General features: G+C 72.6%; 10 protein-coding genes. 3 read left to right on the top strand and 7 right to left on the bottom strand.

Annotated features, from left to right (window positions below):
- Nucleotides 1-6: 6 nt before the first annotated feature.
- From AC07DA_RS20175 to AC07DA_RS20165, 3 genes are all read right to left on the bottom strand, one after another.
- Complete coding sequence (locus AC07DA_RS20175; RefSeq protein ID WP_479129535.1) at nucleotides 7-1332, bottom strand: ABC transporter substrate-binding protein; 1326 nt, start codon at nucleotides 1330-1332, stop codon at nucleotides 7-9.
- A 37-nt stretch (nucleotides 1333-1369) separates the two neighbouring features.
- Nucleotides 1370-2989, bottom strand: a complete 1620-nt coding sequence (locus tag AC07DA_RS20170) for a glycoside hydrolase family 13 protein (RefSeq protein WP_479129534.1) — start codon at nucleotides 2987-2989, stop codon at nucleotides 1370-1372.
- A 134-nt stretch (nucleotides 2990-3123) separates the two neighbouring features.
- Nucleotides 3124-4395, bottom strand: coding sequence for an ABC transporter substrate-binding protein (locus tag AC07DA_RS20165; protein WP_479129533.1), 1272 nt, complete (start codon nucleotides 4393-4395; stop codon nucleotides 3124-3126).
- A 122-nt stretch (nucleotides 4396-4517) separates the two neighbouring features.
- Here AC07DA_RS20165 and AC07DA_RS20160 point away from each other — a divergent pair, with 122 nt between their 5' ends.
- Genes AC07DA_RS20160 through AC07DA_RS20150 form a run of 3 tightly spaced genes read left to right on the top strand, consistent with a single transcriptional unit; the run spans nucleotide 4518 to nucleotide 8107 of the window.
- Nucleotides 4518-5033 (top strand): PadR family transcriptional regulator, encoded by a 516-nt coding sequence (locus AC07DA_RS20160; protein ID WP_479129532.1) that lies wholly within the window; start codon nucleotides 4518-4520, stop codon nucleotides 5031-5033.
- Nucleotides 5030-5785 carry an ABC transporter ATP-binding protein gene (locus AC07DA_RS20155; RefSeq protein ID WP_479129531.1) on the top strand — a complete coding sequence of 252 codons (756 nt, stop codon included), beginning with the start codon at nucleotides 5030-5032 and terminating at the stop codon, nucleotides 5783-5785. The genes AC07DA_RS20160 and AC07DA_RS20155 overlap by 4 nt, the downstream gene beginning before the upstream one ends.
- 39 nt (nucleotides 5786-5824) lie before the next feature.
- The gene (locus AC07DA_RS20150) at nucleotides 5825-8107 is read left to right on the top strand and encodes an ABC transporter permease (RefSeq protein ID WP_479129530.1); all 2283 of its coding nucleotides are present in this window, start codon (nucleotides 5825-5827) and stop codon (nucleotides 8105-8107) included.
- A 57-nt stretch (nucleotides 8108-8164) separates the two neighbouring features.
- Here AC07DA_RS20150 and pgi read toward each other — a convergent pair whose 3' ends face one another.
- The 4 genes from pgi to secG form a co-directional block, all read right to left on the bottom strand.
- Nucleotides 8165-9820 carry a glucose-6-phosphate isomerase gene (pgi, locus tag AC07DA_RS20145; RefSeq protein ID WP_479129529.1) on the bottom strand — a complete coding sequence of 552 codons (1656 nt, stop codon included), beginning with the start codon at nucleotides 9818-9820 and terminating at the stop codon, nucleotides 8165-8167.
- A gap of 76 nt (nucleotides 9821-9896) precedes the next feature.
- Nucleotides 9897-11165, bottom strand: a complete 1269-nt coding sequence (locus tag AC07DA_RS20140; RefSeq protein WP_479129528.1) for an MFS transporter — start codon at nucleotides 11163-11165, stop codon at nucleotides 9897-9899.
- 121 nt (nucleotides 11166-11286) lie between these two features.
- Nucleotides 11287-11622 carry an RNA polymerase-binding protein RbpA gene (locus tag AC07DA_RS20135; protein WP_078066843.1) on the bottom strand — a complete coding sequence of 112 codons (336 nt, stop codon included), beginning with the start codon at nucleotides 11620-11622 and terminating at the stop codon, nucleotides 11287-11289.
- Nucleotides 11623-11829: 207 nt separating this feature from the next.
- Nucleotides 11830-12066 (bottom strand): preprotein translocase subunit SecG, encoded by a 237-nt coding sequence (secG, locus tag AC07DA_RS20130; RefSeq protein ID WP_479129527.1) that lies wholly within the window; start codon nucleotides 12064-12066, stop codon nucleotides 11830-11832.
- Nucleotides 12067-12108: the final 42 nt, after the last annotated feature.

Raw genomic sequence — 12108 nt, 5'->3', positions numbered from 1 at the left:
GGCGTATCAGTCCTGGTACGCCTTGGCCGCCGCGGCCTCCAGCTTCGCCGCGGTGCCCCTGGGGTCGGACGGGTCGCGCAGGAAGTCCTGCAGCAGCTTCCACTCGCCGGTGCCCTTGGTGCCGCCGAAGGCCGCCGGGGCCTGGTCGGACATGTCGAAGCGGACCGAGTCGCCCGCCTCGACGAGCGACTTGGCGGTGGCGCGGGTGACGTCGTCGCCGTAGGAGGCGAGGTCGAGCTTCTTGTTCGGCGACAGGAAGCCGCCGGCCTCGGCCCACACCGCGGAGGCCTCCGGGGTGGCCAGGTACTCCAGCAGGGCCTGGGCGGCCTTCTGGTTCTTGCCGTCCTTCAGGACGACGGCGGCGTCACCGCCGCTGACCACCGGGGCCTCGCCGCCGCCGACCGCCGGGAACGGGAAGAAGTTCGCGTCCTCGCCGACCTTCCTGCCGAACTGGTCCTTGGCGACACCGGCGACGAAGTCGCCCTCGTAGACCATGCCCGCCTCGGGCTCCGGTCCGAACACCTTCTCCACCGAGCCGGGGAAGTCGGTGTTCAGCGCGCCCTTCTGGCCGCCCGCGATGAGCTGCTTGTCCTTGAAGAGCTTGCCCAGGGTGGTGAGGGCGTCGACGACGGAGGAGTCGGTCCACTTCAGCTCGTGCGCCGCGAGGGCGTCGTACTTCTCGGGCCCGGCCTGGGAGAGGTAGATGTTCTCGAACCAGTCGGTGAGCGTCCAGCCGTCCTGACCGGCGACGGAGAACGCGGCGAGCCCGGAGTCGGAGACGGTCCGCCCGGCCTTGAGCATCTCGTCGTAGGTCTTCGGCGGCTTCACGCCGGCCTGGGCGAGGGCGTCGGGGCTGTACCAGACGGTCGACTTGTGCGCGGCCTTGAAGAACAGGCCGTACAGGGTGCCGTCGACGCTGCCGTACTTCTTCCACACGGGCGCGTAGCCCGCGTCGACGGCCTGCTCGGTCTTCTTCGACAGCGGCTTGAGCCAGCCCTTCTGCGCGAACTGCTTGAGCACGCCGACCTGCGGGACCATCACGACGTCGGGGGCGTTGCCGCCCTCGATCTTGCTGCCGACCACGGTGGAGACGTTGTCGCCGGTGGAGGTGAACTGCGTCTTGGCGCCGGTCTTCTCGGTGAAGGCGTCCAGCACCTTCTGGAAGTTCTTCTGCTCGGTGCCGGACCAGACGCCGGCCACGGTGACGGTCTGGCCGTCGAGGGCCTTGTCGCCACCGCCGGCCGCGACGGGGCCACCGCCGCAGGCGGTCGCGCCGAGTGCCAGGACGAGGGCGGTGCAGCCGGTGAGCAGGGTGGTACGTCGTCGCATCATCGTTGATGTCCCTTCGGGGAGTTGACTCGCGGGGCGGTCAGGAACGGATCCACCAGGCGGCCGTCGAGCCGGAGAGGACTCCGGCCGGGCAGGGGCCGCTGGCGAGCAGGGGGGAGCCGGGAACCGGCGCGGGGGTGGGGGCGGTGCCGAAGTTGACGGCGCACACCAGGTCACCGCGCTCGAAGGCGAGGACACCGGGCGCGGCGTCCAGCCAGCTCAGGGTGCCCTCGCCCAACTGGGGCAGGGCAGCGCGCAGTTGCAGGCCGTCGCGGTACAGGTGCCAGAAGGAGCGGGTGTCGGCGAGGGCGCGGTCGGTGGCGTACTCGGCGAAGTACTCGGGCTGCGGCAGCCACGGCTTGGCGCTCTCCGCGCCCGGCGTGAAGCCGAACGGCGAGGCCTGGCCCGACCAGGGCAGCGGCACGCGGCAGCCGTCGCGGATACGGGCCCTGCTGCCGGTGCGGCGGAAGATCGGGTCGGTGAGCACGTCGTCGGGCAGGTCCACGACCTCGGGCAGCCCGAGCTCCTCGCCCTGGTAGATGTAGGCGGCGCCGGGCAGGGCCAGCATCAGCAGGGCGGCGGCGCGGGCGCGGGCGGCGCCGAGGCCGCTGCCGCCGGTGGCGGGTTCGCCGTAGCGGGTGACGGTACGGACCTGGTCGTGGTTGTTGAGGACCCAGGTGACCGTGGAGCCGGTGCCGGCGATGTCCTGCATGGCCTCGGAGATGACCTTCCGGAAGGCGTCCGGGTCCCAGGGCGCGCTGAGCAGGTCGAAGAAGAAGGCCTGGTGCAGTTCGTCGGGGCGGACGTACTGCGCGTGCTCGCGGGCGGTGGGGACGGAGACCTCGCCGACGAGGAGCCGTTCGCGGCCGTCCCGCTCGGTGTACTCCTCGCAGATGGAGCGCCAGCGGCGCCACACGTCGTGCACCTCGGGCTGGTTCCAGGCGAGCGGGTTGACCGAGTCGCGGGTGCGGGCGTCGGCCTCCGGGTCGTCGGAGTCGGGCAGCTCCGGGTGCTTGAAGAGGCCCGCGGCGACGTCGATGCGGAAGCCGTCGATGCCCCGGTCCAGCCAGAAGCGCAGGATCCGCTCGAACTCGGCGGCCGTCTCGGGGTTGCGCCAGTTCCAGTCGGGCTGCTCGGGGGCGAACATGTGCAGGTACCACTGGCCGGGCCGGCCGTCGGGCTCGGTGACCCGGGTCCAGGCGGGGCCGCCGAACATCGAGTGCCAGTTGTTGGGCGGTTGCGACCCGTCGGGCCCGCGGCCGTCGGCGAAGTGGAAGCGGGCCCGGGCGGGGCTGCCGGGCGGGGCGGCGAGCGCCTCGCGGAACCAGGGGTGCTCGCTGGAGCAGTGGTTCGGGACGATGTCGAGCAGCACCTTGATGCCGAGCCGCCGCGCGGAGCCCATGAGCAGGTCGAACTCGCCGAGGTCGCCGAAGAGCGGGTCGACGTCGCAGTAGTCGGCCACGTCGTAGCCGTGGTCGTGCTGCGGCGAGGGATAGAAGGGGCTCAGCCAGATCCCGTCGACGCCGAGCTTCTTCAGGTACGGCAGCCCGGCCCGGACCCCGGCCAGATCGCCGATGCCGTCGCCGGTGCTGTCGAGGAAGCTGCGGACATAGACCTGGTAGATGACCGCGTCCCGCCACCAGTGGTACTTACTCAGCATGCATGCATGTTAGGTAGCGGCGTCAGAGAGGTGTCAACGAAAAGAACAGAAGCTACCGGCAAGTTGAGCTTACAAACAGGGCATAGCCGGACACACCGCAGGCACTTGAGATGCCCCCGTTACCTAACATGTAACTAGCGGGCGGAGATGACCGCCAGTTCACGCGCCAGCCGCCGCACCGCCGCCTCGGGCGTCTGCCGCCCGGCCATCGCGTCGTGCACGACCGCCTGCACCACCAGGCTGACCTGGTCGTAATGCGGGCTCTTGGGGCGCGGCTCGGCCGAGAGCACGCTCTGGCGCAGGGTCGGCAGGTACGGGAAGCGGCGGATCAGCTCCGGGTCCTCGTACAGATCGGCCCGCACGGGCGGCAGGGCGCCGCGGGTGAGGACCTGGCGCTGCACGGGCCCACTGGTGAGGTACGCGATCAGCCGGGCGGCCGAGTCGGGGTGCCGCGCGTGCGCGCTGACGGCCAGGTTGGACCCGCCGAGCACACTGGTCCCCGGTCCGTCCGGCCCCGGCAGCGGTACGGCGCCGACCTCACCGGCGACCTTCGAGCCGGGGGCGGAGGCGCCGACGTAGGCGTACGGCCAGTTCCGCAGGAAGAGCAGGCGGCCGTCCTGGAAGGCCCGCTTGGACTCCTCCTCCTTGTACGTCAGGGCCTCTTCCGGGATCCAGCCCTCGCGCACCCCGCGCGCCAGGAAGCCGATGCCCTCGCGGGCCGCCGCCGAGTCGACCGTGACGCGCTCCCCCTCGTCGCCGAGGATCGAGCCGCCCGCCGAGTAGACGGCCTCGGCCGCGTTGACGGTGAGGCCCTCGTAGGGCAGGAACTGCCCGGCGTACCCGTCCAGGCCGTACTTCGGCGCGACGGTCCTCGCGTGGCGCTCCAGCTCCGCCCAGGTGCGCGGCGGCTCGACGCCCTCCTTCGCGAGGACGTCCTTGCGGTACAGCAGCAGACCGGCGTTGGTGACGTACGGGACCGCGTAGAGCCGCCCGTCGTAGGTCGCCGTGTCGACGACCGGCGGGAGGAAGGTCCTCAGCGGGAAGCGGTCGCGGGGCAGCGGCCGGATCCAGCCCGCGGCGGCGAACTCCGGCGTCCAGTTGACGTCGATGTTGAGCACGTCGAAGCGGCTGCGGTCGCCGTCGCGCAGGTCGGTGGCCATCTGCGCCCGGGTCTCGTCGGCGGAGTCGGGCAGCTCGACGAGGGTGACCTCCTCACCGGGGTGGGTGCGGTTCCAGCCCTCCAGCAGGGGACCGAGATAGCCGGTGAGGTCCCCGGCGGTGGCCAGGGTGAGCGGTCCGCGGCCGCCCGCCGGCGGCTCGCCCGCCTGCGCACCGGCGGCGGCGTACCCGGTCAGCACCACCACGAGAACGAGGAGGCCCCTACCCGCGGCATGGATCCACCGCATAGGTTCCTCCCTGTACACCCGGCGACGGGCACCCTTGCCCGGAACAGAGGCCATGTATACCTGTTAGGTATGGGCGATACTAGGGCCTGGAGCACATTGGACCGGACAGGAGGACTGCACGCGTGCGCCTGCCCCTCCTGGCTCTCCTCGCCCGCGGACCCGCCCACGGCTACGAGCTCAAGCAGGACCTTGAGCAACTGCTGGGCTCCGCGTACCCTCAGCCGAACGTCGGCCAGATCTATGTGACCCTCGGCCGCCTCGAGAAGTCGGGACTGATCGAGGGCGAGGACGTGGCGCAGTCCAGCCGGCCCAACAAGAAGGTCTACCACCTCACCGACGCCGGGCGGGAGGCGCTGCGCGCCTGGTTCGAGGAGCCCGAGGACGAGCCACGGGTACGGGACGAGTTCTTCATGAAGCTGGCGCTCGCCCCGCAGACCGGCCTCGCCGACCAGATCGCCCTGATCAACCAGCAGCGGCGCCAGTACCTGAACACCATGCGGCAGCTGTCGAGGCTGGCCGCCGCCGAAGACCGCGACAACCGCATCGCCCACCTGCTGATCGAGGGCGCGATGCTGCACCTGCAGGCCGACCTCGACTGGCTGGAGCGGTGCCAGGAAGAGCTGGAGGAGCTGGAGTGAGCGACGACCGTCCCGCTCCTGTGCTGCGCGCCGAGGGACTGGTGAAGACCCACCACGGCGAGGGCGCGCCCGCCCGTGCCGTGCGCGGGGTCGACCTGTGCGTCCGGCAGGGCGAGTTCGTGGCGATCACCGGCCCGTCCGGCGCCGGCAAGTCGACGCTGCTGCACCTGCTCGGCGGGCTCCAGCGGCCGGACGAGGGCCGCATCTGGCTCGACGGCGAGTCCACCGACACCTACAGCGAGGCCCGCTGGGCGGTGGAGCGCCGCAAGCGGATCGGGATCGTCTTCCAGTTCTTCAACCTGGTCTCCAACCTGTCGGTCGCCGACAACGTGGAGCTGCCCGCCCTGCTCGCCGGCGTCCCGCCGAAGCGGGCGCGCGCCGAGCGGGAGGCGCTGCTGGCCGAGCTGGGGCTGACCGGCAAGGAACGCAGCATGCCGGGCGAGCTGTCCGGCGGTGAGCAGCAGCGCGTGGCCCTGGCCCGGGCGCTGGTCAACCATCCGCCGCTGCTGCTGGCCGACGAGCCCGCGGGCAGCCTGGACAGCAAGGGCACCCGCGAGGTGATGCGGCTGCTGTCCCGCTTCCACCAGCGCGGCCAGACGATCCTGCTGGTCACGCACGACGCCCGGCTGGCGAGCGCGGCGGACCGGGTGATCAGCTTCTTCGACGGCCGCATCGCCGACGACGCGGTCCTCGACGGCGGCACCCCGCCACGCCGCGCCGGCATATCCGGCGTGCTGGAGCTGAAGGACTGACATGCGCGTGTACGACGATCCCCGGAAGGGCTGACCCGTATGCGAGCCACCCTGCGCTGGGCCCACTCCGATCTGCGCACGCACCGCGGCGAGGCGCTGTTCCTGGTCCTCGCCACCGCGGGCGTCGTCGCCTCCCTGCTACTGGCCACGGCCCTGTTCGGGTACGCGACGAACCCCTGGCAGCGCGTCTTCACGCAGTCGCACGGCGCGCACGTGTGGCTGCACACCGACACCGCGGCCGACACCGGCGAGCTGACCGGACTGGACGGCGTCGACGAGGTCGCCGGCCCCTACCCCACCGCCGCCGCCACCGTCTCCTCGCGCGGCAGCCGCGCCTCGGTCGAGCTGCGCGCCACCGCGGAACGCCCCTCCGTCGGCCGTCCGCCCCTCGTCGCGGGCCACTGGCTGGACCCCGCCACCCCGAACGGCGTGGTCCTGGAGAGCCGCCTGGCGCGTGCCCTGCTCGCCCAGCCCGGCGACACCCTCGCCCTGCCCGGCACCGCCCGTGAGCTGACCGTCGTGGGCCTCGCCGACAGCGCCGAGCCGCGCTACCGGCCCGGTGAGCAGCCCGGCCTGGTGTGGGCGCTGCCGCAGGCCGTGCCCGACCCCGACGGCCAGGTGATCGGGCTGCGGCTGACGGACCCGGAGGACACGTCCTACGTCGTGCAGCGGGCGGTGACCGTGCTGGGCGCCGGGGCCATCGGCGAGGTCTCCACCTGGCAGCAGGCCCGGGCCGAGGCGCAGGGCGACAACCGGCTCCTCGGCCAGGTGCTGGGCCTGTTCGGGCTGGGCGCGCTGGTCGCCGCCGGACTGGCCGTGCACGGCGCGATCGGCACCCGCATCCGCGGGCATCTGCGCGACCTCTCGGTGCTGAAGGCGATCGGTTTCACGCCCGGTCAGGTGATGCGCGTCTTCCTGCTCCAGCACCTCGCCTACGCCCTGCTGGGCGCCGTGGCCGCGGCCGCGCTGGCCGAGGCCCTGGGCAGCCGGATCCCCGGGCGCCTCGGGGACGCGGTCGGTGTGTGGCAGGGCCTGCCCGGGCACACCGTGGCCCTGCTGGTGATCCCCGCGGGTGCGGTGCTGTTCATCGGCGCCACGACCGGACTCGCCGCGTGGCGGGCGGGATGGGTACCTCCGGTGCCGGTCCCGCGGCCCGCCGCGACCCCGGGCGGACGGCTGTCGGGCGTGGCGCGCCGGGCCCTCGGGGTCCGGGTTCCGCCCGCGCTGGTGCTGGGCTGGCACAAGGCGTTCACCCGCCGCCCCCGGTCCCTGGCCACCGTCGCCCGCCTCACCCTGCCGCTGCTGCTGATCGTCGTGGCGATGAGCGCCTGGACCACCCTCGACCGCTTCCACAGCGAACCCGAGCGGATCGGCCTGCCCACCACGCTCAGCGTCCGCGCCGACGCCGGCCTGAGCGACCGGGAGGCCCGCTCCCTGCTGGAAGGCGACCCGCAGGTGGCCGCCGCCTACCCGGGCGTCGAGACGGCCGCGCTGGTCCCCGGCCAGACGGCGACGATCGCCCTGCGCGGCCTCGGCACCCACCGGGACCCCTACCCGTACACCCTCGCCGAGGGCCGCCCCGCCCGCGGCGCCGACGAGGCCGTGGCCGGGCAGGGGCTGCTCGACCTGCTCGACGTGCGCGTCGGCGACTGGGTGCGCATGACCGTCGGCGACCAGCCGCAGATCCTGCACATCGTGGGCCGCAGCATCGAGCCGGAGAACGCCGGCCGGGTCATCTCCACGTCCCTCGACACCCTCCGCGACAACGACCCCGGCCTGCGCCCGACCCTCTACGAGCTCCGGCTCACCCCCGGCGCCGACCCCGGGGAGGTCGCCGGGCGGCTGGCCGCGGCCGGACGCGGCCATCTCGACGTGCACACCGTGACCAACCCCGCCGACGGGCTCTCCCCGCTGCGCGCGGTGGTCGCCGGGCTGATCGCCGTCCTGGCCCTCATCGGGCTGATCGAGCTGCTCACCGCGATCGGCGGCACGGTCCGCGAGGGCGAGCGGGACCTGCTCGCCCTGAAGGCCATCGGACTCTCGCCCCGGCAGATCACCGCGATCACCGTCACGGCCACCGGGTTCACGGCCCTCGCGGCGGTCCTCGCCGCCACCGCCCTGGGCCTGCCGCTCGCCCACTGGCTGATCGACGCCCAGGGCCGGTCCAGCGGCATCGGCGCCGGGATCGCCCAGGGCCCGTCGGCGGTACTGATGCTGCTGCTCGGAGCGGCCGCGGTGCTCTGCGCGGCGGGCCTGGCCGCCGTCCCCGCCGCCCGGGCGGCCCGACGCCGCCTCGCGGACACGCTCAGCGCGGTGGCCTGACCTCACCGGGCCGCCCGCCGGACCCCGGGCGGGGCCCGGCCGGCACCGGCCCGCGGTCTACTCCCGGCCGCGCAGCTCCCGGTAGGACGCGACGAGCGCCTTCGTGGAGGCGTCCAGCCCCTCGACCTCGGCGCCCTCGGTCAGGGCCGGCTCGACGCGCTTGGCGAGGAGCTTGCCCAGCTCGACGCCCCACTGGTCGAAGGAGTCGATGTGCCACACGGCGCCCTGCACGAACACCTTGTGCTCGTAGAGGGCGACCAGCTGGCCGAGGACCGACGGGGTCAGCTCGGGCGCCAGGATGGTGGTCGTGGGGTGGTTGCCGCGGAAGGTCTTGTGCGGCACCAGCTCCTCCGGCACACCCTCGCCCCGCACCTCCTCCGGTGTCTTGCCGAAGGCGAGCGCCTGCGTCTGGGCGAAGAAGTTGGCCATGAGCAGGTCGTGCTGCGCCTTGAGCCGGTCGTCCAGCTCGGCGACGGGGCGGGCGAAGCCGATGAAGTCGGCCGGGACGAGCTTGGTGCCCTGGTGGATCAACTGGTAGTAGGCGTGCTGCCCGTTGGTGCCGGGCGTGCCCCAGACCACCGGGCCCGTCTGCCACTCCACCGGGTTGCCGTCGCGGTCCACCGACTTGCCGTTGGACTCCATGTCGAGCTGCTGGAGGTAGGCGGTGAACTTGGACAGGTAGTGGCTGTAGGGCAGCACGGCGTGCGACTGGGCGTCGTGGAAGTTACCGTACCAGATGCCCAGCAGGCCCATGATCAGCGGGGCGTTGGCTTCGGCGGGGGCGTTGCGGAAGTGCTCGTCGACGATGCGGAAGCCGTCGAGCATCTCCCGGAAGCGGTCCGGGCCGATGGCGATCATCAGGGACAGGCCGATGGCGGAGTCGTACGAGTAGCGGCCGCCGACCCAGTCCCAGAACTCGAACATGTTGTCGACGTCGATGCCGAACCCGGTGACCTTCCCGGCGTTGGTCGACAGCGCCACGAAGTGCCGGGCGACCGCCTTCTCGTCGACCCCGAGCCCCTCCAGCAGCCAGGAGCGCGCCGAGGTCGCGTTGGTGATCGTCTCGATGGTGGTGAAGGTCTTGGAGGCGACGATGAACAGCGTCTCGGCCGGGTCGAGGTCGCGGATCGCCTCGTGCAGGTCCGAGCCGTCCACGTTCGACACGAAGCGGAACGTCAGCGAGCGGTCGGTGAAGGGCCGCAGCGCCTCGTAGGCCATCGCGGGTCCCAGGTCGGAGCCGCCGATGCCGATGTTGACGACGTTGCGGATGCGCTTGCCGGTGTGGCCGGTCCACTCACCGGAGCGGACCCGGTCCGCGAAGGCGGCCATCCTGTCGAGCACGGCGTGCACGCCCGGAACGACGTTCTCCCCGTCGACCTCGATCACCGCGTCCCGCGGGGCGCGCAGCGCGGTGTGCAGCACGGCCCGGTTCTCGGTGGTGTTGATGCGCTCGCCGCGGAACATGGCGTCCCGCAGCCCGAACACGTCGGTGGCGGCAGCCAGTTCCCGCAGCAGTCGCAGGGTGTCGTCGGTGACCAGGTGCTTGGAGTAGTCGACGTACAGGTCCCCGACCCGGAGGGTGTACCCGCTGCCGCGGCCGGGGTCGGCGGCGAACAGCTCGCGCAACTGGACCTCGCCCAGCTCCTCGCGGTGCTTGGCCAGTGCCGTCCACTCGGGCGTCTGGTTGAGCCTGGTACGGCCGTCTGCGTTCATCTCGGACTTCAGCCTTCTTTCCTGTCCTGCCTGTGCTGCTGCGTACCTGCCCCGCTGCCGGTCCCAACCTAATTGATCAGCGGTTGCCGTGGCCTGTCGTCGCACCGTCCTCCGGCACAACAACGGGTACGTCCCGGCGGCTCCCGGGTATCAGCGCGGTGACGGACAGGCCGAAGAAGGCGGCCGCGAGCAGGGCCGGGGTGTTCTCGCCCCAGGCGGTGGCGACGGCCCCGCCCAGCAGCGCGCCCAGGGGGGCGCCCGCGACGGCGAGCGTCCGGTAGGCGGAACTCACGCGGCCCAGCAGCCCGGCCGGGGTGCGCTGCTGCATCAGCGTCGTGGTGTTGACGTTCCACACCATGCCCATGAACCCGAAGACGGCCAGGGCGGCCGTCAACGCGACCATGCTGCGTACCGACCCCATGACGAGGAGCGCGCCGGTCTGCGCCGTGCCGGCGACGAGCACCGCGCGCATCCGCCCGAAGCGGGTGACGAGCCGGCCGCTCGCCGCTCCCCCGGCCAGACTCCCGGCCGTGTAGGCGGTCATCGCCGCCGCGTATCCCGCGTTCCCGGCGTCGAGCCAGCCGGTCACCAGGACCACGAGGGTGGCGACGAGGGCGCCCATGCCGATGTTGCACAGGGCGGTGGCCGCGCACAGGCCGCGCAGGGCCCTGTCGCGCACCAGCGTACGCAGCCCCTCGGCGACCTCGCGACGCAGGGTGCTGCCCGCGGGGCGCGGCTTCCGCTCGGTCGCGGCGGCCGGCAGGGAGGCGATCAGGCCGGCCGCGACCAGGAACGTCACGGCATCGGCGGCGAAGGGCACGGCGGCCCCGGCCATCAGCAGCAGCGGCACGGCGGGCCCGCCGAGCAGTCCGGCCGCGATGCGCTGACCGGTCAGCAGCCGGGCGTTGGCACTGCCCAGCGCGTCCCGCTCCACCAGGGCGGGCAGCAGTGCCGTGGCGGCGTTGTCGAAGAGGGTCTGGAGCGTGGTGAGGGCGAAGGCCAGGGCGATGAGCAGGCCGATCGACGCGTGGCCGAGGGCGACGGCCACCGCGAAGGCGGCGACCAGCAGCCCGCGCACGGCGTCCACCAGCCACATGGCGCGCCGCTGGTCGACGCGGTCGGCGACGGCCCCGCCGAGCAGGCCGAAGACGATCCAGGGCAGGTAGCCGCAGGCCGTGACCGAGGCGACGAGCAGCGGCTCGTCGGTCAGCGTGACGGCGAGCAGGGGCAGCGCGGCCGTGCGCAGCGCGTCACCGAAACTGGACAGCACCGCGGCGGCCCACAGCCGCCCGAAGCCCCCGCGCCACGCGGGCGCGCACACCCCCCGCACCTCGACCGCCGCCACCGCTCCCCCTCAGTCCGCCCGATGCGCAAACCGTAGGGGGCACCACTGACAATCGGCCGGCGGCCGATGCGGAAAAGCAGCTGCGGCCGGGCACCCGCTGATGCCCGGCCGGTTCCGACTCCTAGATCTCGCCCCGCAGTTTGGCGAGCGCCTCGGCGAGGATCGCCTCGCCGTCCGCGTCGCTGCGCCGCTCCCGCACGTACGCCAGGTGCGTCTTGTAGGGCTCGGTGCGCGGCGGGTCCGGCGGGTTGTCCCGGTCCTGGCCGGCCGGGAAGCCGCAGCGGGGACAGTCCCAGGTGTCGGGCACCTGGGCGTCGCTGGCGAAGCTCGGCTGGGTTTCGTGTCCGTTGGAGCACCAGAAGGAGACGCGCAGCCGGGGCGCGGACTCGCCGCGCTCGGCCTCGCCCATCGGCCCCGCCCCGACCCGGCTTCCCCGGATCGCGTTGCCACTTGCCACGGTCGTAACTCCCTGCGTGATGGTGCCGCGAAGCGATTCGGCGTTCCGCTCCGCTGCGAGCGCCTCAGTCTACGTAAGGCCCAACGCGCGTCCAGTGATTGGAGTTACAACCCTCACACCTAGACGCAAGCCCCATGATAGGCCGCGCTCAGCTGCGCGTACCGAACATGGGGCCTTACGTACGGGTTCCGTGCGATCGCGGCTCGGTCAGTTGTTCACCTTCATCAGGAGGCCGAGCACGACAATGCACGCGAACCACAGCAGACCGACCACGACGGTGATCCGGTCGAGGTTGCGCTCGGCGACCGAGGAGCCGCCGACGGAGGACTGCATGCCGCCACCGAACATGTCGGACAGGCCGCCGCCCTTCCCCTTGTGCATCAGCACCAGCAGCATCAGCAGCAGGCTGAAGACGATCAGGGCGATCGAGAACCCCAAAACCACGGCTGGACCAACTTCCTCGGACTCGGATGGACGACGCGGGGC

The organism is Streptomyces sp. NPDC044921 (assembly GCF_056432865.1).
Note: the sequence above shows the minus strand (reverse complement) of the source record. Positions and strands in the feature narration are given on the sequence as shown.